We start from the raw sequence: 21,448 nt of genomic DNA on the forward strand, positions 1-21,448 counted from the left end.
GTGTTCCTCAAGCCTGCAAGACGGATGACACCAGCAACTGGGTATAGGGATGCTGCGGGTCATCAAGTACCTGATCAGTCAAACCCTCTTCAACTACCTGCCCCTGGCGCATGACCATGAGCCGGTGAGCCAGCAAACGCGCCACTGCCAGGTCATGAGTGACGATGACAGCCGCCACCTGCAATTGCGATACCAACTGGCGCAATAAATCCAGCAGACGGGCCTGCACGGAAACGTCCAGGCTGGCGGTAGGCTCATCCATGAAAATCAGGCGCGGTTTGGTCACCAGGTTGCGGGCAATTTGCAAACGCTGTTGCATGCCGCCAGAGAAGTCACGCGGCAAATCATCTATGCGGGCAGCATCAATTTCCACCCTGTGCAACCAGTCCTGCGCCTCGGCACGTATCTGACCATAATGGCGGGCACCAACAGCCATCAGTCGTTCACCGACATTGGCACCGGCAGAGACTTCTACCCGTAAGCCATCCCTGGCACTTTGGTGGACAAAGCCCCAGTCCGTGCGGGCCAGCAAGCGGCGGCGTGCCTCGCTGATGGTGAACAACTCCACCATGCCTTCATCACGGGTATTGAACAAAACTTCGCCCTGCTCTGGCTGCAACTGGCCTGCCAGGCAATTCAACAAAGTAGATTTGCCAGAACCGGATTCACCAACTATGCCCAGCACTTCACCCGGATAAAGGCTCAGGTTGACTTGTTCACAAGCCGTCTTGCCACCATAGAACTTGCTGACATTGCGTGCCTGTAGCAAGGGTAGCGTGCTATTGGTATTAAAATTGCTCATGCCTGTTCTTCCCTGCGCGTGCGGCAATAATCAGTATCGCTGCAGACAAACATGCGTGAACCCTGGTCATCAACGATGACTTCGTCAAGGAAGCTGTCATTCGCATCGCACATGGCACAGCGGTGATCCCAGTGTTCTATCTCAAAAGGATAATCTTCAAAGTCCAGGCTCTTCACCAGTGTATACGGTGGCACGGCATAAATGCGTTTTTCACGTCCGGCACCAAATAATTGCAGGGCGGGATTCTTATCCATCTTGGGGTTATCAAACTTGGGTATCGGTGAAGGACGCATCAGGTAGCGCTCATTGACGATGACAGGATAATCATATGCAGTTTCTATCTTGCCCAGCCTTGCGATATCTTCATATAGCTTCACGCTCATGAGCCCATAATCGGCCATCGCATGGTATTTGCGGGTCTCAGTTTCGCTGGGTTCCAGCCAGCGCAGGGGTTCAGGGATAGGCACCTGATACACCATGATCTGCCCTTCAGCCAAAGGTGTTTCCGGGATGCGATGGCGGGTTTGTATGACGGTCGCCACCGTAGTTTTTTCAGTAGTGGCAACACCAGTGGTACGACGGAAGAAGCGACGTATATTGACTGCATTGGTGGTATCGTCAGAGCCCTGATCGATGACTTTGAGAACATCATCCTGACCTATGATGGCGGCAGTGACTTGTATGCCACCCGTGCCCCAGCCATAAGGCAAAGGCATTTCACGACCGCCGAATGGCACCTGGTAACCTGGTATGGCAACTGCTTTCAAGATGGCACGCCTGATCATGCGCTTGGTTTGCTCATCGAGATAGGCAAAGTTATAGCCAGCTTCAGGCTCAGTCCTGGCAGGTGTGGTTTGCTCTGTGGTCTCTTGATATTCCTGAGTTTCCATGGTGTCCATCTCCATCATCATGCTGCCTTCTTACCGGATTTTTCAGCGGCTTGCTCATCTGCCGCTTCTCGCTTGCCAGCTTCAGCAGCCTTGGCATCAATAGCATCAATGGCGGCGCGTATGCCACGCAAGAGGCTGAGTTCGGCCTGAAAATCCACATAATGTGGCAGCTTCAGATGCTGCAAGAAACCGGATGCTTCTACATTGTCGGCATGGTAGAGCACGAATTCTTCCATCTGTGCTGGTGCCGTGATTTCTTCTTTCAGCTCGCTGGCGCGCAAGGCACGATCCACCACTCCCATGGCCATGGTCTTGCGTTCGCAATGACCAAAACCCAGGCCATAGCCGCGTGTGAACTTAGGTGCTTCGTTTTGTGAACCGACGAACTGATTGACCATCTGGCATTCAGTGATATCGATCTCGCCTATGTCTATGGCAAAGCCCAGTTCTTCAGGCACGACTTGCACGCTAACTTTGCCATAACGTATCTCACCTGCGAAAGGATGGTTGCGGGCATAACCACGTTGGGTGGAATAGGCCAATGCCAGCAGGAAGCCTTCGTCACCACGTGCCAGACTTTGCAGGCGCAGGGCGCGGCTGGCAGGGAATTGCAGAGGCTCGCGTGTCAGGTCAAAAGGTTCGGGGTCACCTTCAGGTATCAGTTCAGGTTCGATCAAGCCTTCTACATTCAAGAAATCGAGTACCCGCGGGCAGGCTTCTGTTGTTATGTTTTCCTGCGCTACAGGTCCAGTCACGCCACTACTCATGGCTTCCGCCGCCAGTGAAAAATCCAGCAGGCGCTGAGTATAGTCATAAGTCGCCCCCAATACCTGACCACCCGGCACATCCTTGAATGTTGCCGAGATGCGTCTTTGTATTAGCATATTGGCGGTGTCCACAGGCACGGTCGCCATCAGGCGTGGCAAGGTGGTGCGGTAGGCGCGCAGCAGGAAGATCGCTTCTATCAAATCGCCACTGGCTTGTTTGATGGCGAGTGCCGCCAGGTCTTTGTCATACAGCGAAGCTTCACCCATGACGCGGGCCACGGCCAGCGACATTTGTTCGCGTATCTGGGCTATGCTGAGTTCTGGTACCGCAGTATCACCACGGCGCATTTTCGCCAGCGCTTCATACGAATGGGCAATGGCCTTCTCGCCACCTTTGACGGCTACGTACATGGCAACTCCTCAGACTGCACTGCTGCTATCTTGCTGGTACGAGGCAAACCGACTACCGCATCACCGCTGCAAAAAATCACATCCACACCTTGCGGAAAGGCGGCGTGATTGGCTTGCCATTTGCTGACAAAGTCTGCAGGCAAACCATTGATACGTATGCTGCGTTTGTCCTTGATGCCAGGGCCTGTGAGCTGATATTCAGTGCCATTCAAAAAATCATCGACTTGTATGAGCAGGGTCGCAGACTTGTCCGGGTAAGTCATGCTGCCCTGGGCAAAGCCCTGCAAATCCAGTTGCTGTAATGAGCTACCCAGTACTGCAAAATTTGCTGAAGATTTTTCATGTACCAGCGGCAGACCGCAATGGAAACGCAGATAAGTGCGCACGGCATCATTATCCAGTTCATCTGCCAGCCAGGCTGTGGTTTCATAATCCATCAGCGCCAGGCAAGCTGCGGCTGTCGCCATATGCAAAGGAGCAGGCGCTTGCAGGTTCACCTTGAGACGCTGGATAGTGCCAGGTTCGGACAAAGCTTTCAACAAACTGCGAAAAACTGTTTGCGCATCGTGCACCGTGTCTTCCCATGCGGGCAACAGTTGCTGCATGGATGACGCAGTTTTCTCACTGGTGTCCGGTGAATATGTCATGCATCTTCTCCTCTGACCATGGTCATGAATTCCACTCTGGTGGCTTGCGCTTCAGTCTGTAATTGTTCACGCTTCTGCTGCAACAATAGCTCCAGTGGCTTGATGATATTTTCTTCGACCACTGGCCTGTGTTCACCTTGCATCAACGCATCAAAGATCGCTGCCCATTCTGCATGGCGCTGGTCGCGACCCGCCACATACGCCACGCCAGTTTCACCCGTCATCAGCCGCAAGGCACAGCGCGTCACTGACATTTCACCGAGATTGAACTGGCTACCACTGCCGCCGGTTCTGGCACGTACCATGGCCAGGCCAGTCTCAGGTTTTCTTAACCATAAATAGGAAGGCAATTCGCCGAACTGGCGCACACTGGCAGCCAGTTCTGGTGCAGGCGCTTTCGCCAGTATGGACATCCAGCGGGCACGCTCTTGCTGGGCAGAGTTGGGGGTTTGGTCAGCATTCATAGCCCTACATTACAGCAGGCTTAGATGAAGTCTTGATGACATCTGATCTGAGATTTTCTTGTCAATTTCCAGTCATATTTCAGGTTTATGATTTGTCATCGCGAGCACGGGGATCAGGATGGAAACGCATATCGCAATACAGGGTGGCAAGTATCTGCAACGAGACCAGAACGGTCACGCTGATTGGTCTGAAGACAGCATCTATTTGCACGGACTACACATTGCAAGTACAGACAGCAATCACTTCCAGCAGCATAACAAACCACATTTTTTTGATGCCACAGGTTTGCTGATATTGCCCGGCCTGGTTGATATTCACGGTGATGCTTTTGAACGTCAGTTACAACCGCGCCCAGCCACCAGCTTTGCCTACGACATCGCCTTTGCCGATACCGACAGACAATTGATCAGCAATGGCATTACTACCGCCTGTCATGGCCTGACCTTCTCCTGGGAAGGCGGCTTGCGTGGGCGTGAAGCAGCACTGGCCACATTAGAACAGGTGGCGGCTCAAAAATCCCGCGTGCATGCCGATCATCTGATACATCTGCGTTTTGAAAACCACCATCTCGATGGTTTGCATGATGCGCTTAACTGGATAGAGTCTGGCCTGATTGCCTTCTTTGCATTCAATGAACACCTGCCATCCATCCTGAAAAAAAGTGCGTCTCCTGAAAAGCTGGTGGCTTACGCCGAACGTGCGCGTTGCGATGTTGCCGGTTTTCTGGAACGTCTGCACAAGGCACAATCGCGCTCACCCAAAGTAGCGCAGGCTATCAACCAGTTGGCTGCAGCTTGCCGCCAGCGCGGCATCGCCATGGCATCGCATGATGATGAAACCCGCATGGACAGGGAACGCTTCCAGGAACTGGGCGTTGATGTCAGTGAATTCCCCAAGACAGAAGAAGCCTTGCAGGCAGCAAAAGCCCTGGGCAACCATGTCGTCATGGGTGCCCCGAATGTCTTGCTCGGTGGCAGCCATTGCGGCGGTTTATCTGCCAGCGATGCAGTGCGTCGTGGCCTGTGTGACACGCTGGCATCTGATTATTACTATCCGGCCTTATTGCATGCGCCCTTCCGCCTGGAGCAAGAAGATGTTTGCAGCCTGGCACACGCCTGGCGACTGGTATCGCTGAATCCTGCGCGCGTGCTAGGTTTACATGACAGGGGCAATATCGCTGCTGGCCAGCGCGCCGACATTATCATGATAGAAAAACAGGCCGATGGCAGCCCGCGCCTGATTGCCACCATCGCTGCAGGCAAGCTGGTATTTTGCGCCGAGCCGCAACGTCTGCAATATCAGCAAACCCTGGAACTGGCAGCCTGATGCGCTATGCCCTCTACTTTTCCCCGGCACCGGACAGCCCATGGTGGCAGGCCGGTGCCAACTGGCTGGGGCGCGACCCCATGCATGCAGGGAAACTACCGCAAGCACATATTAATGGGGTGCCAGATATCCTGCTCAGCCAGCTCACCAGTGAAGCCCGGCGCTATGGTTTTCATGCAACGCTGAAAGCCCCTTTCAACTTGCTGGAAGGTTTCCAGGAAGCAGACTTGATACAGATGGCCAGTGCCTTTGCCCAGGTGCAGCCTGTCATCAGCATCAGGGAAATGCAGATACGCATGATGGGCAATTTCCTGACCATTCGCCCGCAGGGTGATGAAGCCGAGATCAATGCCCTGGCCATGCGCTGCGTCAGCTATTTTGACTTGTTGCGCCGCGCTCCTGAAGCGACCTACCTGGCCAAACGCCGTCACGCTGGCCTCAGTGCCAGGCAGGAAGCGCTATTGCAGCAATGGGGTTACCCATACACTGAAGAAGAATATCGCTTCCATCTGACCCTCAGCGACGATTTGCTGGAGGTGGATGCCGATGCACAATATGCCTTGCGTAAGGCAGCAGAACAGCAGTTCTCACGCTTGCTGGACAATACCCCGCTCGATATAGATGCACTGACGATATTCCGTGAAGAACGGCCCGGTGCGCCTTTGAACTTCTGGATGCGCTTTCCTTTCCAGGCCAGGGTGCAACAAAAATCCCTACCTGCGACAGGCCGCCTGTATTTTGTCGTCGGCCCTTCAGGTGCTGGCAAGGATACCCTGCTGCATTGGGTGAAAGACAACCTGCCCGCCAATGCGGCATTGGAGTTTGCGCAGCGGGCTATCACCCGCCCCGCTCACGACAGTGAAGCGCATGAAGTCTTGAACCAGGAAGCTTACTGGCAGGCTGCAGCTGCCGGTCACTTTTGCATGCAGTGGCAAGCCAATGGCCTGTGTTACGGCATACGCAGGAATATCGAGGCCAAGCTCAAATGCGGCCAGGATGTCATCGTCAATGGCTCGCGTGAATACCTGCCACAACTACGCCAGTTATTCCCCGATGCGCGCATCATCTGGATTATGGCTGACCCGGAGCAAATCAGGCAGCGCATGGAAAAACGCCAGCGTGAATCTGGTGCAGCCTTGCTGAATCGCCTTGACCGGGGTTTGAAATTTACTGTGCCTGATGACCAGGATATTATCTGCATAGACAATAGCGGGCCTATACATGTGGCAGGGCAAAAGCTGTTAAAGATATTTTCAAAAGAGTAGTACAGCTTCGAAAGGTTAGTGCAGCCAGTATTACCTACGGCCTCACGCTGGTTTCAGCCTGTCTCGTGAATTGCAAATTCAGTTTTTCCATCATGCTGATGAAAACTTGCAAATCCACAGTCTTGGCACCAACCACTTTTGCCGTATCATCCCACTGACGCAATCTGACTGCATCTTCGGCGTAATCCTGATCTATGAATTCTGTTGCTTGCGTCACTGAAAATGGGCCACCCTGCCAGATCAGGCTGCGTTGTGATGCATGTGACAAACCTGACCAGTACAACGGATCTGCCGCACACAGGTAGCGTTTGGCATCGACATGCATACGTATGGGTTCAGTCACATCCCGGTCAAACAATTCTGCCAATAACAAGGCAGCCAGCTCACCATGCGGAAAAGTTTCATCAGTTTCATCATCTGCCATATGTGCCAGGTCATGCAAAAGCGCGGCGATGACCAGGGTATCGCTTGCGCCTTCTTCCATGGCAAGGCTGGCACATTGCAGGGCGTGCTCGAGCTGGGTGATGGCTTCGCCACCATACAGACCACCGGCACGGTTTTGCAGCCAGTCTATAACCTGCGGGAGATTGATCCCCTGAACGATTTGGCGATTTTGTGTTTGCATATCAGCTATATCTGCTACATATCAGATGAAGACTTTTCTGAGACGGGAAGAAATCACATCTATCATGCTGACTGTCAGCACGATCATCAATAAAACGGCACAGGTTTGTGCGTACTGGAAAGCGCGTATGACTTCCCACAGGATCACGCCTATGCCACCGGCACCGACCATGCCAACGACAGTGGCGGAGCGTACATTTGACTCAAAGCGGTACAGGGCGAATGACACCCACAGCGGCATGACCTGAGGCAAGACACCATAGACTATCTCTTCCAGCGCATGCGCACCAGTGGCACGTATGCCTTCTACCGGTTGCGGGTCTATCGCCTCCACCGCTTCAGAAAACAGCTTGGACAAGATACCGGTCGTATGTACAAACAAGGCCAGCACACCGGCAAAAGGGCCAAGACCAACCGCCACGACAAACAGCATGGCAAACACCATCTCATTGATGGCGCGTGCAGCATCCATCAGGCGACGCACAGGCTGGCTGACCCAGGCTGGTGCAATATTCGAAGAGCTCAACAAACCCAGGGGGATGGAGCAGACCACGGCCAGGGCAGTTCCCCAGGCAGCAATCTGTAAAGTCACCAACAGCTCTTGCAAGTAAATGTGCCATTCATGAAAATCTGGTGGAAAAAAACTGGCGGCATAGGTCAGCATATTGCCGCTGTCACGCAGTAATTCCAGAGGGCGCATGTCAGCACCCTGCCATGACATGGCAAGTATCGCCAGGACTATGCCCCAGACCAATAATTTACCGGTATCACGCTTGGGTGCTTCCGGCAAACTCATGACGACTTGCGGGCGGACTGTTGGTGTGCTGTTCATGCTATCAAGACTTGGCAATATCGTTCAGCTTGCGGTTGATGTCGTCGAGCTTGGCTTTCTTTTCATCCGCATTCAGGGCGACGTCTGCTTCTATCTTGACTTTTTCCTTGAACAATTCAAGCTGACGCACAGGCTTCAACTGAGCATTGCTGGAATCCTGGAAACCACCCAGAGTCAGCTTGGCCAGTTGTGCTTTTTCACGCGCCGCATCAGGGCCAGTTTTGCCGTAGTTGACAAAGAAATCCTTGATTTTGTTTTTCATATCGGCTGGCAAGTCCTTGCGCCATACCAGGGGATCAGCAGCGATCAGAGGGGATTTCCAGACCTGGCGCAATTGGCTGGCTGTTTCTGGCTGGCGTGCCTTGATGCGGTCCAGCGTATCAGAACTATGCACGGCAGCATCTACCTGCTTGTTGGCAACCGCCAGGATATTGGTTTCATGATTGGCACCACGCACAGTCTTGAATGCTGTTTTTGGGTTCACATTATTTTGTGCGAAGACATAATAGCTGGGCACCAGGAAACCGGAAGTGGAGTTGGGATCACCTATGCCGAAATTCATATTCTTGGCATTTTTCAAGACATCGTCCAGTGTCTGGTAAGGACTGTCCCTGTTCACGCTGATCATGCTGTAGTAACCAAGAGTGCCATCAGCATTGACCATCTGCGCAAACACTTCAGAGTTGGCGCGGTCAACAGCTTCGATCGCCGACTTATTGCCCAGCCAGGCGAACTGTACTTTATTGAAACGCATGCCTTCGATGACGCCTGCATAATCTGAAGCAAAGAAAGCCGTGACCTTGATACCAAGCTTTTTGCTCATATCATCCAGCACTGGCTGCCAGTCCTGTTTCAGGTTTTGTGAAGATTCGGTAGAGATGAGGCCAAAGTTCAAAGTCTTGACCGCATCTTCTGCCATGACAGCATTAGCAGTTGCGGCCATCACCAGGCCCAGGGTCAGACTGCGCACGAATTGACGAAACATGGAAATACTCCTGAAGAGAAAAGAAACTCAGGCGGCAGCCGCGAGAGTGGGTAAAGAGAGGGTATCGACCACAAGTGCCGAACTTGCTGTGCTGACTGGTACAGGATTGAGCAATTCTTCTGCCTCTGCACCATACAGGTCGCGCAACATGGCGACTGTCAGTTCGCTGGAAGGGCCGTCATACACGACACGACCACGAGAGAGCGCAACAGTGCGCGGGCAAAAACGAAAAGCCACATCGACCTGGTGCAAAGAGACAACAACGGTAGTACCGTCCTGACGATTCAGGTCAGCAAGAGTCTGCATGACACGACGGGCAGATTCAGGGTCAAGCGAAGCTATCGGTTCATCAGCCAGAATGACCTTGGCTTGCTGAACTATAGTACGGGCAATCGCTGCGCGCTGTTGCTGTCCACCGGACAGGGCTGAAGCACGCTTGTAAGCATGTTCCGCAATACCCACACGTGCCAGTGCAGCCAGGCCCAGAGCTTTTTCTTCTTTGGTAAAAATGCGGAAACAACTGCGCCACAGCGGGATACGGGCGATGCCACCAGTGAGAACATTGGTCAGCACAGGCAAACGCCCGACCAGATTGAATTGCTGGAAGACAAAACCGATTTGCGAACGCAGATGACGTATCTGTTTGCCGACTACACCGTTCGCCTGCAAGACCTGCTCTCCGAGACGGATATCATTCTTGTCGGCATTGGCCGTGATCAGGCCAGAGATATGACGCAATAAAGTTGACTTGCCAGAACCGGATGCACCGATGAGTGCAACCATTTCACCAGGCGCAAAAGTCAGTGCAATATTGTCCAGCGCTTGGTAACCACCTTTAAAGGTTTTGGAAATCCCATTGATTTCTATCTTCATCGCATTTACCCCACCTGGACAATTGAGCTAATCCACGGGAGTATTGGACAAGAATATGTCAGGCGTATGAAGGCAAGATTACAGGACGATGAAACGACGACATTTCCACGTAAAAAAACAGCGGATTTGCCTTCAGACAAATCCGCTGTTTTTAACTATTGCAACCGGGCAAGATATTCCTGATCAGGCTAGGCTTTGCGGCCGCCATCCAGACTCCAACCACCACTGCCATATATCAGGACATACAGCAGGCCACCTGCCATGGAGATATTTTTCATGAAATGTATCATCTGGTTTTGTGCTGCATCTGCTTGTACACCCCAAAAATTATGGAAGATGATAGCCGCTGCCAGTGTGAACAGTATCATTGCCGCAGCTGCCCAGCGTGCACGCCAGCCGACGATGAGCATGAGACCACCACCAAGTTCTACCACGATGGCGGCGATGGCAGCCAGTTCTGGAAAAGGCAGGCCCTTGCTGGCGATATAAGCAACCGTAGGCGCAAAGCCAGTTATTTTTCCTGCGCCAGATGCTACGAAAATCAGGGCGATCAGGACGCGGGCGATGAAGGAACTGAAGACGGGTCCTATGGTTTCTGTTTGTTTCATTTTGTTTTCCTTACATGTAGATTTTGATTATCGGTAGTGAGAGCCTGGCTTCGTAGGTTGGGCTACGGTTTACCAGCCCAACACTGGGCCTCTGCAAACGTGAACGTCATTTAAACGCCGAGTGTTGGGCTGATGAAGCGTAGCCCAACCTACAACTGGTTTTTTGTTCTCGAAAACCAAATGCTTCGTGAGTGCTGAGTGAGCGTAGCGAGCGGCGCTAGTTTGACGAAGTTGAAATTCGGACGCGCAGTCGTACTTTAGTACGGCGAGCATCGCAGGCTCAAAATCGCGTCGCGCAGCAGCTCAATCAGTACTCACCAGTTTTCCCTCGCGAAAATCACTTATCGCCTTGAATATCTCCGCCTGACTATTCATCACAAATGGCCCATATTGAACGATGGTTTCACCAAGAGGCTGGCCGGCAATCAACAACAAGCGGCTATCAACTTTGGCATCTATCACCACACCATCTGCATCCGGCGATTTTTTCAATATCGCCATGCGTTGCACCGGCACCTCACGTTCGTCTATCTGCACTTCACCTTCATACACATACACAAAGGCATTGAAACTGGCTGGCAGACTGTGGCTGAAACTACTACCGGCTGGCATGTGTATATCCAGATACAGCGGCTGGGTCACTTCACGCTGTACGGCACCTGCCACACCATGGCTGCTACCTGCGATGATGCGCACCTTGACACCGGCTGCTGTCAGCAATTCAGGGATGGTGTCGCTCTGGATATCCCGATACCAGGGGGCGATCATCTTGTCTTTTGCTGGCAGGTTCAGCCATAACTGGAAGCCTGCCATGCGGCCTTCTTCCTGTTCCGGCATTTCGGAGTGAATCACGCCACGACCTGCTGTCATCCATTGCACACCGCCGTTTTGCAGCAAGCCTTCATTACCGGCACTGTCGCGGTGGCGCATGCGTCCCGCCAGCATATAGGTGATGGTTTCAAAACCACGGTGCGGATGGCTGGGGAAACCGGCGATGTAGTCACCTGCCTCATCACTGCCGAAAGCATCCAGCATGAGGAAGGGGTCCAGCCGGTATTGCAGTGGCTGCGTCAATACCCGTGTCAGCTTGACACCGGCACCATCTGAAGTAGGCTGCCCGGCGACCAGTTGCTCCACCACGCGTGAATTTGTTACGTTTTCCGCTTGTTGAACTGCTGTATTGCTTGCAACTACATCTTTCGTTTCCATGATCCATAATCCTTGTAAATAGGACTTACGCAAAACCGCCCCAACTGCGTTGCAGCTCCTAGCCGTACTAAAGTACTGTCTTCGTCGCTGACGCCTTGTTGGGACAATTTTGCATAAGTCCTGATAGATTGCCGGTAAATTATTAAGCAGGCAGTAAATCATTAATTTGCTGGTGTGCCGAAGCCAGAGATGCCTTTTCTGCATCCGGGCCCATGGCCAGACCTTCTGCATAGACAAACTCTACATCGGTCATACCCAGGAAGCCAAAGAAGGTTTTCAGGTAAGGCATTTGCGTGTCGTTTGGCGTATTGCGATACAGGCCACCACGTGTCAATACCACATACACTTTCTTGCCAGTCAACAGACCTTCAGGGCCATTGGCGGTATAACGGAAAGTGACCTGGGCGCGGGAAATCGCATCGATCCAGTTTTTCAATTGAGCAGAAATACCAAAGTTATACATCGGTGCGCCGAGTACCACTACGTCTGCGGACTGGATTTCTGCAATCAATGCATCATCCAGGGCAACGCGGGCTTGCTGTTCTGTCGTGCGCTGATCTGCCGGTGTGAACAGGGCTTGTAGTGCAGTTTCATCAAGTATGGGGTGAGGATTACTACCCAAGTCACGTACATTCACAGTGGCACCAGAAGATGTTTCCAGTAAAGCCTCAACCAGGCTATTTGCCAGTTGAGTGGAATGAGAAGCTTGGGCACGGGCGCTGGAGTTGATTTGCAGGATGTTCATTTTGTGTTCCTTTCAGATAAAGAGTTGATGGACGTACTTTAATCGTTCCAAAAACAATCCGGAAGGCGTTAAAATGGATATCATTGTTCCAAAAATAGGAAAATAGTATGGAGGCGCGATCATGACCCTCGAAGCCAATGACCTTTTGCTATTTGCCCGCGTGGTTGAAGAAGGCAGCTTCAGCAAGGCGGCAGAGAAGCTGGGCGTACCCAAATCGACCTTGTCACGCCGTATATCTGCCCTTGAAGCCCAGCTGGGTGAGCGCCTGATCTTGCGCACCACCCGCAAGCTGACGGTGACTGACCTGGGTCAAAATGTTTTGCTGCATGCCCAACATGTGCAGGAAGAAGTGAATGCCACGCTGGCCCTGACCCAGCACAGGCAGGTAGAGCCGAACGGCAAGCTGAAGGTATCCATGCCTGGTGATTTTGGCAATCATCAGATGGGTGAGTTGTTATCTGACTTCATCAGCAAATACCCGGCGGTAAACCTGGAACTGGATTTATCACCGCGCCGGGTGGATTTGATAGGTGAGAATTTTGATGTGGCCATACGCGTTGGCGACTTGCCGGACGATGCCTCACTCGCGGCCCGTGGGCTGGTACGTTTCAGTGTGGGCTTGTATGCGTCACCTGCCTACCTGAAACTGCATGGTGCGCCAGCAGAGCCTGAGGCCCTGATGGAGCATGATTGCCTGAGACTGAATACCCGCAATGGCGAAGCCTCGGTCTGGCGCATGGAAAAAGATGGCGCAGTCTGGGAAGGCATACCCCCTGGCCGGGCCAGTGCTAACTCACCCGAATTGCTGACGCGCCTGGCCGTGCGTGGCAAAGGCATCACCATGCTGGCTGACCACTTTGCCGGTCAGCATGTGCATAAAGGTGAACTGGTACCCTTGCTGGAAGACTGGAAACTGCCTGAAGTCACTGTCTGGGCAGTATTCCCTGGCCGCCGCCTGATGCCTGCCCGCACACGGGTTTTCCTGGATGCCTTGCAGGCTGAGTTCTCAGGCCCGCGCTGTCAGAAGGTCCAGGAAGAAGTGAATGTCTGCAAGACAGAACGCAAAAGCATCAAGTCTTTTTGAATAGGACTTGCGCAAAACCGCCCCAGCTACGTTGTCAGCTCCTAGCCGTACTAAAGTACTGTCTTCGTCGCTACGCCTTGCTGGGACAATTTTGCGCAAGTCCTATTGAGTATCTTTTTTCATGGCGCTTGCTTCAAGTTTCTGTGCTGACCTTGTCCCAGTCATTTTCTTCTTCATACTGGCACAGCCAGTTGGCAGCCTGATGCCATTCGCGCACCGCATCTGCATTCAGATTACCCGGAGCATCACGGCCAGTGATGTGTGCATGACGAACCGCCCAGTGCAGGCGGTACAATAAGTCCGACCAGTCCAGCACTTGCCCCTTGCGACGCGGCTTAAGGGCAGCCTGCAAACGCTCGGGTGCTTCCATCGCATGCGGGAAGAGTTTCAGAATTTGCTTGAGGTTCGCCGCTTGCGTAGGAACTGCCAGCTTGTCTGTCAAACCCGCAGCCCAGGCGAGGAAATACAGGGCTTCCTGCCTTTGCAGAAATTGCGCACGCAATTCTTCGGTGATGCCATCCGCAAACAGAAATGCGTTTTCCTGCGCTGATAAACAAGACTTCAGACCATGCGTTTCCAGATAGGCGCGATAGTGTACAACATCACCACCAGCAGCTACTGCAGTCACCGCCCACAAGGCCAGCATGCGCTGCATCAATTCTTCAGGCGTGCGCAGTTCCACTTCTTCATCAGACTCAATCACATGCAATTGCACATTGATGCGGATACCACGTTTATGCAATTCCAGTTCGGAAGCTTCTTTGCGTTGCTCTGGGCTCATTATTTCTTCAATATTGTTAATCAATTCACTCGCTGATAACGAGCAGACGGATTATCCCAGATTTTGCATTGTTAAGGAGTTACAGAACAGCGCAACTCCATGCCTCTACAGGCATTAGAATGTCTGATTGTTACCTGTTATTGCAAAGCTTATATGCCTGAAACCAAACTCTTCCCCGCACTGGAGACCACCAACTATCAACTGCGTCGCATAGTCGCCACTGATATGCCTGCAATTTTCCGTGGTTTATCCGACCCGCGTGTCACTGAATATTATGGCATCAGCTACGACACCCTGGCATCAAGCCAGGAACAGATGGACTGGTATGAACAAGTCTGGCTGGACGGCTCAGGCCTGTGGTGGGGCATTTGCAGCAAAGAGAAACCTGAACAATTGATAGGCACTTGCGGCCTGCATGAATGGGAACAGGAACACCATTGCGCCGAAACCGGCTTCTGGCTTTCACCCGATCACTGGGGCAAGGCTGTGATTTCTGAATGCATGAACGTCATCATCACCCATTGCTTTAAACACCTCGGCCTGCACCGCTTGCAAGCCATGGTTGAGCCAGAGAATATCGCCAGTTGGCGTTTGATAGAAAAACTGGGGTTCCGGCTTGAGGGTGTCTTGCGTGAATGCGAATACAAGCATGGGCGCTATGTTGATCTTAAATGCTACTCCTTGCTGGACAGGGAGTTTGGTTCGAAACAGGATAGCCGCTGATTTGCAAGGACGACAGGCCAGGCTTTGTATGGGGAGTACGCAGATGGCCTGCCGATTGCAAAAACTAAGAGATAAAAATCACGTAAAGCGGTGAGCTTGCCAACGCTGCGGGGTTTGACTTTGGGGTTGCTTTTGACTTTGGGGTTGCTTTTGACTTTGGGGTTGCTTTTGACTTTGGGGTTGCTTTTGACTTTGGGGTTGCTTTTGACTTTGGGGTTGCTTTTGACTTTGGGGTTGCTTTTGACTTTCCGCAGTTCCCATGTGTAGACGCCGTTTGTGCTGTACAGAAAATGGATCAAGAAGGACCGCTGTTTGAGCGAAGCGAGTTTCGGGCCTTCCCATTTTTTGTACTGCACAAACGGGAACCCCTTTAGGGGCGGCTACGCCTGGGTCGCCTTTCTTTGAGTACTTTCTTTGGCGACCAAAGAAAGTACTTCGGCCGCCGGGCCGAGACCCGGCTTGTATCCACAGAGGGCAATCGTTTTACACACGCTACAAGTATGCAACGAACGCCACTAGGCTCCAGCCTACGCTGGAGCGACGACATGTAGATTACCGCTTATCGACATACCGCGTGAGTAATCAATCTCACTTCCCACTACCCCTCAATTTCCCCACTATCCCTGCCGGAAAAAAATAAATCGACACCACAAACAATAACCCCAACCACAACATCCACCTATCCGGATGCAAGGCATTCGCCAGCAAAGGCACATCAGCCAAAGACGACGACGCCACGCCCATCAAGCTCTTCAAATAATTCTGCGCCAGTATGAACAAGGTTGCACCGACTACCGCTCCATACATGGTCCCCATACCACCTATCACAACGATTAATAAAATATCTGTCATGACTTCAAAACTCAGCATGGTCTTGGGCCCGACATAACGCAGCCACAAAGCCATCAGGGCACCCGCCATTGCCGCAATCAGGGCCGCAATGCAATTCGCCAGAATGCGGTAATACACCGTGCGGTAACCCAGTGCCTCGGCACGAAAATCATTTTCGCGTATGGCCTGCAAGACCCGGCCAAAAGGCGAATTGACGACGCGCAGCAAGAACAGGAATAACAGGGCGCAGCCTATGAAAACGATGTAATAGGTAATTACCTTGCCATCGACAACACGGCCAAATATCTCGCTCTCAAACAAGCGAAAAGCAGGCGACAACAACGCAGGCACACTGAAAGTCTTGCCGTCTTCACCGCCGGTAAAATCTGACAATTGCGATGCCAGCACAGCAAAGGATGAGGCCACCGCCAGCGTGATCATGGCATAGAAAATTGCCCGTACACGCAAGGCAAACAAGCCGACGATCAGGGCTAGCACCAGTGTCACCAATAATGCTGCCAGCAAGCCTACAGCGGCTAGTCCCCAGGATGGCGTGCCACTGGCCAAAGCCAGACCTATGCCATAAGCACCTATGCCAAAAAACATGGTGTGAGCAAAAGAGACTATGCCGGTATAACCGAGCAACAAGTCATACGAAGCAACCAGCACAATATAGACACAGATGGTGGCTGCAGTATTCAAAGGCCGTGCACCGCTGGTGATGAAGGGGGCAAAAGCCAGCCCGAAAAATATCGCCACCAGGATAAGTCCTAGCCAGCGGTTACGCGGAAAATCATCCGACAGGATTTGTTTCATTGCATTCATGTCTTAACGCCTTACCATGGTATATAAGCCAGTCGGGCGCCACAGCAGCACGGCGATCATCAGCAGGATATTCGACACCAGTGCCAGCTTGGGCACCAGGAATCCGGCGTAATTGGCGACCAGTGCCATCAGCAAGGCACCGATAAAACAGCCACCGACTGAACCCAGGCCACCAATGATGATGACGATGAACACCATGACCATGATGTCGCCGCCCATGGCTGCAGTCAGGCTCTCTTTGTATAAGCCCCACATGACACCACCGAGGCCAGCCAGTGCCGAACCGGCAGCAAACACCAGCACGAACAGTCTGCGTATGCGGTAACCAAGTGCTTCCACCATCTCGCCATTTTCTACACCGGCACGTATCAGCAAACCCAGCTTGCTGCGGTTCAGTACCAGGAACATGGCAACGAATACCAGCAAGCCAACCACGACGGCGATCAGGCGGTATTTTTCTATGGCAGCATCACCAAGCAGGATGGAGCCGCGCAAGCTGGTAGGCAAGGGCAGCGGGATTTGCTCTGCACCCCAGATGACATTGATCATCTGTTCAGCAACGATCATGCCACCCATGGTGATGAGGATCTGTTTCAGATGCTGGCCATACACGGGCATGATAATGACGCGCTCGAAAGCCCAGCCCAGCAAGCCGGTTGCCAGCATCGCCAGCAGGATAGCCAGGCCCAGTGCGCTCAAATTCATGAGCAGTGAATCAGCTTCCGTCCAGCCATGCATGGGCAATAGCACCAGAGTGGCGACGAAGGCACCGACGGACACAAAAGCGCCATGGCCAAAATTCAATACATCCATCAAACCAAAGATCAGGGTCAGGCCACTGGCCATGATAAAGATCATCATGCCCATGGCCAGGCCTGCGACGGTCAGGGTGATCCAGGTCGGAAAGCTGCCAACCAGCGGCAGCATCAGCAAGGCCAGGGCTGGCACGAGTACCAGCGGCCAGATATCGCGTGGCGCTGTCGGCAGGCTGGCGATTTCTGGCTTGGCGTTATTATCCAGAACAGTATCTGTCATTATTCTTCCTCTTGCTTTATTGATGCGCAGCCAGTGACAAGCCCAGCAAATGCTGTTGCAAGTCATTGTCATCAGCCAGGGCCTGCATGCCGCCGGTATGCACGACACGGCCATCATCCATGACGGCTACCGTGTCCCCCAGCTTGCGCACGAAATTGAAATTCTGCTCGACCAGCAAGATGGTAGTGTCGCTGGCTTTCAATTCATTGAAGGCAGCCATGAGACTGAGGATGATGGCAGGTGCCAGGCCCTTGGTCGGTTCATCCACCAGTATCAGTTTGCGCGGTTCAACGATGGCGCGGGCAATCGCAACCATTTGCTTTTGTCCGCCGGACAGATTACCTGCCGGGTAATTCCAGAATTTTTTCAAGGCAGGGAAAAAGCCGCATATCCATTCGACGCGATTATTATCGAGCGGGCCATTGCGCGCGGCCAGCAGCAGGTTTTCCTTGACTGTCAGGTCAGAAAATATCGCCATGCTTTCTGGCACGTAGGCGATACCTAACTGGGCGATGTCCGGCGTTGCCATGGCAGTGATATCGCGGCCATCAAAATGTATCTTGCCCTGACTGGCTTTCCACAGGCCCATGATGGTACGCAGGGTCGTGGTCTTGCCTGCACCATTGCGGCCCAGCAAAACCGAGAGGCCACCACGTGGCACCTGCATATCCACACCTTGCAGGATATGGTATTCGCCGATATGGGTATGCACACCGGCCAGTGTCAGTATGGCTTCAGACATGTTGCTCTTCCCTGGTTTCCGGGGCAACGCCCAGATAGGCCTCTTGCACGATGGCAGATGCCATGACGCTGACTGGTTCACCGTCTGCTACCAGCGCACCGTTATGCAAGACGATGATGCGGTCAGCCAGTGAACGCACGACATCCATCTTGTGCTCAACCAGCAAAATGGTTTTCTTGCGCTCTGCCTTGACCTGATAGATCAGGTCCAGCACTACCGGCACTTCATCGACACTCATGCCTGCGGTGGGTTCATCGAACATCATGATTTCTGGTTCCAGTGCCAGCAAGATTGCGACTTCAAGTTTGCGTTTGTCTCCATGTGACAGTGCAGCGACTTTGTCGGACTTGCGGTCAGCCAGGGCAACCTTGTGCAGGTAATGCTCTGCCCGCTTCAACAGACTGGCATGCGCAGACCATAGAGAAAAAATGCTCAAACCCAGACCTGCCCTGCTTTGTACAGCCAGACGCACATTTTCCATGACAGACAAATTAGGAAAAAGATTGGTCAGTTGAAAAGCCCGGCCTATGCCCCTGCGTGTGCGCTCAGCCGCCCCTTTGCTGGTGATATCCACGCCAAACAAATGCACGCTGCCTGAGCTGGCAGGCAGTTGACCCGACATCAGGTTGAAGTAAGTGGTTTTACCCGCACCGTTAGGGCCGACGATGACAGTCAGGGTGCCGGGATAAAAGTCTGCCGTGACCTGGTTGACGGCCACATGGCCGCCAAACCGTATGCTGAGGTCACGTGTAGATAGCGAGGGCGTACCACTCATCTGTACTCCTGCCATCATCAGCGCTTGTTCTTGACCGGGACTGGCAACTCGCTGGCAGGAATTTCCCTGACCAGTTCCAGCAAATCCCATTCATTCTTCTGGTCTTTTTTGATCTTGAAATGGTACATGGCTTGCATGGCCTGGTGATCTTCCTTGCGGAAATTCATCTTGCCTTTAGGCGTATCAAATTCCATACCTTCCATGGCCGTGATGAGTTTTTCAGTATCCGTGGACTTGGCTTTGCTGATGGCTGTATAGACTGCGCTTGCAGCAGCGAAGCCACCCGCAGTAAAGAAATCAGGCGGTGCCTTGTAGCGCTTATTATGCTCGGCCACAAACCAGTCATTTATCTTGTTTTTTGGAAAATCGTAGTAGTAATAAATTGCACCCTGGGTACCTGCATAGGTTTTCCAGTTTTTCATGATGGGCAGGATATTGCCACCGGGTGCCAGGGTAATGCCAAAGCGTTCTGGCTTCATGTCCGCCAGCTTGTTCATGGGGCTGGCGCCAGCCCAGATGATTTGCAATACACGCGGTTCCGGCTTGTCTTTGAGCACATCAAAAATACGCTGTGCTGCTGCGGTAAAGTCGGTAGTATTTTGCGCTGCATATTCTTCATGAACTACCTTGGCCTTGGCACCAACCGTGCTCAGTGCATCCTTGGCAGCCTTGACACCCTCACGGCCAAAAGCATAATCCTGCGCCAGGAAGGCAATACTGCCGCCAGCTTTGATGGTGCTGGCACCAGCCAGGCCATCCTGGGTGGAATTGCGGCTGGTGCGGAAGATATAACGGTTCCATTTTTCACCGGTAATCGCATCTGCCACTGCGGGCTCAACGATGAGTATTTTTTTGTATTCTTCTGCCACGGGTAGCATGGCAATCGCCGAGCCGGAAGAAGTGGTACCAACGGCTATGTCAGCCTTATCATCGCCAAAAGCCTCTGCCAGCATGGTGCGGCCTATGTCTGGTTTTCCCTGGTCGTCTTTGACGATGACCTTGATCTTGCGACCATTGATTTCCATCTTGCCGCCAGTCAGGTATTCCAGGCCCATCATGAAGCCGGTTTCAGTTTCCTTGGCATAGGCTTCGAGTGCGCCGGTCTTTCCAGCGATGAGGGCGATTTTCAAATCCTGTGCCAGGCTGCTGGCTGAGGCGAACACACTGCTCAGTGCCAGGCTCAGGCAGACGAGTTTAAAGCGGTTTTTCTGTTGCATTTTGTCTCCTGCTAATTTTACGTTGTGGAACTGCATGCAATTTGTCAGCGGCATTTCACATGCTCTTTTTTGACTGTGCGCATAAGCATACTGCAATTCGCTTAATCTACTGTGGCTAAAAATTTCCTGATGGCTTTTTGTGCCTGTGCTTCCATCAGCATCGGCGCATGGCCCACACCATTGACTTCTGCATATTGCATGTCGGGTGCCAGGTCTTGCATATAAGCGAGCTGCTCAGGCTCGACCAGATCGGACAGATCACCGCGTATCAGTAACGTAGGCCGGTTTCTGGCAAGACGGCGGAAAGCGAAATTGGCGACCCAGGATTTACTTTTTAACTGACCAGTTTGCAAGGGGCGAGCAATGTTCGGATCATATTGCAGCACCAGCTTGCCATCGACATTTTGAGCAAAAGCCCGCCTGGCCCACTTGCTCCATTCTTCCATGCTGTTGTCAGGAAAAGCAGACACATTCACCTGGCGTATGTATTGCGTAGCCTCTTCCCAGTCTTGCACTTCCACAGTCTTGCCAGCAAAACCGGCGATCCGACCTAATCCTTTGGAAGACAGAGCTGGCCCAACATCATTAAGGACAGCAGCCGCAATCAAATTCAATTTGCGCGCTGCCACCGTCATCGTGATGAGGCCACCCATAGAAGTGCCTATGAATACCGCCCGGCCTATGCCCAGGTCACGGGACAGCTTGATGACATCATTGGCATACGTGACAGTATTGTAGTGCTCGGGGTCGGCGTCATGCTGGGAACGCCCGCGCCCCCGGACATCGACCGCAATCACGCGCCTGCCCTGTTCTGCTATCCACGGTGCCAGCTCTTCAAAATCGCCAGAATTACGGGTCAGGCCGTGGATGCAGATAACTGCACATTTGGCCTGCCCGCCATGCGAGGCATAATCCCGCGCATACAGTTGCAGGCCATCGCTACTGGTAAAGCTGATGTCGGCGAAATCAGTCACTCAATATTCTCC

The 21,448-nt window shown here is 52.7% G+C and carries 23 protein-coding genes; 4 read left to right on the plus strand and 19 right to left on the minus strand.

What is annotated here, in order from left to right:
* Positions 1-7: 7 nt before the first annotated feature.
* From phnK to phnG, 5 genes are read right to left on the minus strand one after another with little or no spacing between them, the layout of a single operon-like run.
* On the minus strand, positions 8-802 hold the full coding sequence (gene phnK, locus ACO0LL_RS01085; protein ID WP_422949042.1) for a phosphonate C-P lyase system protein PhnK: 795 nt from the start codon (positions 800-802) through the stop codon (positions 8-10).
* Complete coding sequence (locus ACO0LL_RS01090; protein ID WP_422949043.1) at positions 799-1,713, minus strand: alpha-D-ribose 1-methylphosphonate 5-phosphate C-P-lyase PhnJ; 915 nt, start codon at positions 1,711-1,713, stop codon at positions 799-801. The genes phnK and ACO0LL_RS01090 overlap by 4 nt, the downstream gene beginning before the upstream one ends.
* Positions 1,710-2,870 (minus strand): carbon-phosphorus lyase complex subunit PhnI, encoded by a 1,161-nt coding sequence (locus tag ACO0LL_RS01095; protein ID WP_422949044.1) that lies wholly within the window; start codon positions 2,868-2,870, stop codon positions 1,710-1,712. The genes ACO0LL_RS01090 and ACO0LL_RS01095 overlap by 4 nt, the downstream gene beginning before the upstream one ends.
* Positions 2,861-3,517 carry a phosphonate C-P lyase system protein PhnH gene (phnH, locus tag ACO0LL_RS01100; RefSeq protein ID WP_422949045.1) on the minus strand — a complete coding sequence of 219 codons (657 nt, stop codon included), beginning with the start codon at positions 3,515-3,517 and terminating at the stop codon, positions 2,861-2,863. Before phnH ends, ACO0LL_RS01095 begins: the two co-directional genes overlap by 10 nt.
* Entirely contained in the window at positions 3,514-3,981 is a 468-nt protein-coding gene (gene phnG, locus ACO0LL_RS01105; RefSeq protein WP_422949046.1) for a phosphonate C-P lyase system protein PhnG, read from the minus strand. Before phnG ends, phnH begins: the two co-directional genes overlap by 4 nt.
* 118 nt (positions 3,982-4,099) lie before the next feature.
* Between phnG and ACO0LL_RS01110 the strand changes: the two genes are divergently transcribed.
* Positions 4,100-5,308 carry an alpha-D-ribose 1-methylphosphonate 5-triphosphate diphosphatase gene (locus tag ACO0LL_RS01110; protein ID WP_422949047.1) on the plus strand — a complete coding sequence of 403 codons (1,209 nt, stop codon included), beginning with the start codon at positions 4,100-4,102 and terminating at the stop codon, positions 5,306-5,308.
* A complete protein-coding gene (gene phnN, locus ACO0LL_RS01115; protein ID WP_422949048.1) occupies positions 5,308-6,573 on the plus strand; it encodes a phosphonate metabolism protein/1,5-bisphosphokinase (PRPP-forming) PhnN in 1,266 nt (421 codons plus the stop codon). Before ACO0LL_RS01110 ends, phnN begins: the two co-directional genes overlap by 1 nt.
* Positions 6,574-6,607: 34 nt before the next feature.
* Here phnN and ACO0LL_RS01120 read toward each other — a convergent pair whose 3' ends face one another.
* The 7 genes from ACO0LL_RS01120 to ACO0LL_RS01150 form a co-directional block, all read right to left on the minus strand.
* The gene (locus ACO0LL_RS01120; protein ID WP_422949049.1) at positions 6,608-7,198 is read right to left on the minus strand and encodes an HD domain-containing protein; all 591 of its coding nucleotides are present in this window, start codon (positions 7,196-7,198) and stop codon (positions 6,608-6,610) included.
* Between the two features lie 21 nt (positions 7,199-7,219).
* Positions 7,220-7,993: a phosphonate ABC transporter, permease protein PhnE gene (gene phnE, locus ACO0LL_RS01125; RefSeq protein WP_422949321.1), complete on the minus strand. Its 774-nt coding sequence runs from the start codon at positions 7,991-7,993 to the stop codon at positions 7,220-7,222.
* 40 nt (positions 7,994-8,033) lie between these two features.
* On the minus strand, positions 8,034-9,014 hold the full coding sequence (gene phnD / locus ACO0LL_RS01130) for a phosphonate ABC transporter substrate-binding protein (RefSeq protein ID WP_422949050.1): 981 nt from the start codon (positions 9,012-9,014) through the stop codon (positions 8,034-8,036).
* Between the two features lie 27 nt (positions 9,015-9,041).
* Positions 9,042-9,887 carry a phosphonate ABC transporter ATP-binding protein gene (gene phnC, locus ACO0LL_RS01135; protein WP_422949051.1) on the minus strand — a complete coding sequence of 282 codons (846 nt, stop codon included), beginning with the start codon at positions 9,885-9,887 and terminating at the stop codon, positions 9,042-9,044.
* Between the two features lie 188 nt (positions 9,888-10,075).
* Positions 10,076-10,495 carry a DoxX family protein gene (locus tag ACO0LL_RS01140; protein ID WP_422949052.1) on the minus strand — a complete coding sequence of 140 codons (420 nt, stop codon included), beginning with the start codon at positions 10,493-10,495 and terminating at the stop codon, positions 10,076-10,078.
* Between the two features lie 303 nt (positions 10,496-10,798).
* Positions 10,799-11,704, minus strand: a complete 906-nt coding sequence (locus ACO0LL_RS01145; protein ID WP_422949053.1) for a pirin family protein — start codon at positions 11,702-11,704, stop codon at positions 10,799-10,801.
* 142 nt (positions 11,705-11,846) lie between these two features.
* Positions 11,847-12,449 (minus strand): FMN-dependent NADH-azoreductase, encoded by a 603-nt coding sequence (locus tag ACO0LL_RS01150; protein WP_110254932.1) that lies wholly within the window; start codon positions 12,447-12,449, stop codon positions 11,847-11,849.
* Positions 12,450-12,570: 121 nt separating this feature from the next.
* Between ACO0LL_RS01150 and ACO0LL_RS01155 the strand changes: the two genes are divergently transcribed.
* Entirely contained in the window at positions 12,571-13,533 is a 963-nt protein-coding gene (locus ACO0LL_RS01155) for a LysR substrate-binding domain-containing protein (protein WP_422949054.1), read from the plus strand.
* A gap of 133 nt (positions 13,534-13,666) precedes the next feature.
* On the opposite strand, the gene ACO0LL_RS01160 is transcribed toward ACO0LL_RS01155, so the two are convergent.
* Positions 13,667-14,314, minus strand: a complete 648-nt coding sequence (locus tag ACO0LL_RS01160; RefSeq protein ID WP_422949055.1) for a DUF4272 domain-containing protein — start codon at positions 14,312-14,314, stop codon at positions 13,667-13,669.
* 153 nt (positions 14,315-14,467) lie between these two features.
* Here ACO0LL_RS01160 and ACO0LL_RS01165 point away from each other — a divergent pair, with 153 nt between their 5' ends.
* Positions 14,468-15,037, plus strand: coding sequence for a GNAT family N-acetyltransferase (locus tag ACO0LL_RS01165; protein WP_422949056.1), 570 nt, complete (start codon positions 14,468-14,470; stop codon positions 15,035-15,037).
* 588 nt (positions 15,038-15,625) lie between these two features.
* Here ACO0LL_RS01165 and ACO0LL_RS01170 read toward each other — a convergent pair.
* From ACO0LL_RS01170 to ACO0LL_RS01195, 6 genes are all read right to left on the minus strand, one after another.
* On the minus strand, positions 15,626-16,684 hold the full coding sequence (locus ACO0LL_RS01170; protein WP_422949322.1) for a branched-chain amino acid ABC transporter permease: 1,059 nt from the start codon (positions 16,682-16,684) through the stop codon (positions 15,626-15,628).
* Between the two features lie 12 nt (positions 16,685-16,696).
* Positions 16,697-17,728, minus strand: a complete 1,032-nt coding sequence (locus tag ACO0LL_RS01175; protein ID WP_422949057.1) for a branched-chain amino acid ABC transporter permease — start codon at positions 17,726-17,728, stop codon at positions 16,697-16,699.
* Positions 17,729-17,744: 16 nt separating this feature from the next.
* Entirely contained in the window at positions 17,745-18,470 is a 726-nt protein-coding gene (locus ACO0LL_RS01180; protein ID WP_162057308.1) for an ABC transporter ATP-binding protein, read from the minus strand.
* Positions 18,463-19,245, minus strand: a complete 783-nt coding sequence (locus tag ACO0LL_RS01185) for an ABC transporter ATP-binding protein (RefSeq protein ID WP_422949058.1) — start codon at positions 19,243-19,245, stop codon at positions 18,463-18,465. Before ACO0LL_RS01185 ends, ACO0LL_RS01180 begins: the two co-directional genes overlap by 8 nt.
* 17 nt (positions 19,246-19,262) lie before the next feature.
* Positions 19,263-20,462 carry a substrate-binding domain-containing protein gene (locus ACO0LL_RS01190; protein WP_422949059.1) on the minus strand — a complete coding sequence of 400 codons (1,200 nt, stop codon included), beginning with the start codon at positions 20,460-20,462 and terminating at the stop codon, positions 19,263-19,265.
* Positions 20,463-20,563: 101 nt separating this feature from the next.
* Positions 20,564-21,436 (minus strand): alpha/beta fold hydrolase, encoded by an 873-nt coding sequence (locus ACO0LL_RS01195; RefSeq protein WP_422949060.1) that lies wholly within the window; start codon positions 21,434-21,436, stop codon positions 20,564-20,566.
* Between the last annotated feature and the right edge of the window lie 12 nt (positions 21,437-21,448).

Origin of the sequence: Undibacterium sp. TC4M20W (assembly GCF_049340245.1) — a bacterium.
In the GTDB taxonomy this organism is placed as follows: Bacteria; Pseudomonadota; Gammaproteobacteria; order Burkholderiales; family Burkholderiaceae_D; genus Undibacterium.

Excerpts from the sequence above, each read along its gene's own strand:
- ACO0LL_RS01185 (WP_422949058.1), bottom strand. The coding sequence starts at position 19,245 with ATGAGTGGTACGCCCTCGCTATCTACACGTGACCTCAGCATACGGTTT.
- ACO0LL_RS01150 (WP_110254932.1), bottom strand. The coding sequence starts at position 12,449 with ATGAACATCCTGCAAATCAACTCCAGCGCCCGTGCCCAAGCTTCTCAT.
- phnN (WP_422949048.1), top strand. The coding sequence starts at position 5,308 with ATGCGCTATGCCCTCTACTTTTCCCCGGCACCGGACAGCCCATGGTGG.
- phnD (WP_422949050.1), bottom strand. The coding sequence starts at position 9,014 with ATGTTTCGTCAATTCGTGCGCAGTCTGACCCTGGGCCTGGTGATGGCC.
- ACO0LL_RS01180 (WP_162057308.1), bottom strand. The coding sequence starts at position 18,470 with ATGTCTGAAGCCATACTGACACTGGCCGGTGTGCATACCCATATCGGC.
- ACO0LL_RS01110 (WP_422949047.1), top strand. The coding sequence starts at position 4,100 with ATGGAAACGCATATCGCAATACAGGGTGGCAAGTATCTGCAACGAGAC.
- ACO0LL_RS01090 (WP_422949043.1), bottom strand. The coding sequence starts at position 1,713 with ATGATGATGGAGATGGACACCATGGAAACTCAGGAATATCAAGAGACC.
- ACO0LL_RS01170 (WP_422949322.1), bottom strand. The coding sequence starts at position 16,684 with ATGAAACAAATCCTGTCGGATGATTTTCCGCGTAACCGCTGGCTAGGA.
- ACO0LL_RS01095 (WP_422949044.1), bottom strand. The coding sequence starts at position 2,870 with ATGTACGTAGCCGTCAAAGGTGGCGAGAAGGCCATTGCCCATTCGTAT.
- phnH (WP_422949045.1), bottom strand. The coding sequence starts at position 3,517 with ATGACATATTCACCGGACACCAGTGAGAAAACTGCGTCATCCATGCAG.
- phnC (WP_422949051.1), bottom strand. The coding sequence starts at position 9,887 with ATGAAGATAGAAATCAATGGGATTTCCAAAACCTTTAAAGGTGGTTAC.
- ACO0LL_RS01140 (WP_422949052.1), bottom strand. The coding sequence starts at position 10,495 with ATGAAACAAACAGAAACCATAGGACCCGTCTTCAGTTCCTTCATCGCC.
- ACO0LL_RS01175 (WP_422949057.1), bottom strand. The coding sequence starts at position 17,728 with ATGACAGATACTGTTCTGGATAATAACGCCAAGCCAGAAATCGCCAGC.
- ACO0LL_RS01145 (WP_422949053.1), bottom strand. The coding sequence starts at position 11,704 with ATGGAAACGAAAGATGTAGTTGCAAGCAATACAGCAGTTCAACAAGCG.
- ACO0LL_RS01190 (WP_422949059.1), bottom strand. The coding sequence starts at position 20,462 with ATGCAACAGAAAAACCGCTTTAAACTCGTCTGCCTGAGCCTGGCACTG.
- phnK (WP_422949042.1), bottom strand. The coding sequence starts at position 802 with ATGAGCAATTTTAATACCAATAGCACGCTACCCTTGCTACAGGCACGC.
- phnG (WP_422949046.1), bottom strand. The coding sequence starts at position 3,981 with ATGAATGCTGACCAAACCCCCAACTCTGCCCAGCAAGAGCGTGCCCGC.
- ACO0LL_RS01160 (WP_422949055.1), bottom strand. The coding sequence starts at position 14,314 with ATGAGCCCAGAGCAACGCAAAGAAGCTTCCGAACTGGAATTGCATAAA.
- ACO0LL_RS01120 (WP_422949049.1), bottom strand. The coding sequence starts at position 7,198 with ATGCAAACACAAAATCGCCAAATCGTTCAGGGGATCAATCTCCCGCAG.
- ACO0LL_RS01155 (WP_422949054.1), top strand. The coding sequence starts at position 12,571 with ATGACCCTCGAAGCCAATGACCTTTTGCTATTTGCCCGCGTGGTTGAA.
- phnE (WP_422949321.1), bottom strand. The coding sequence starts at position 7,993 with ATGAGTTTGCCGGAAGCACCCAAGCGTGATACCGGTAAATTATTGGTC.
- ACO0LL_RS01165 (WP_422949056.1), top strand. The coding sequence starts at position 14,468 with ATGCCTGAAACCAAACTCTTCCCCGCACTGGAGACCACCAACTATCAA.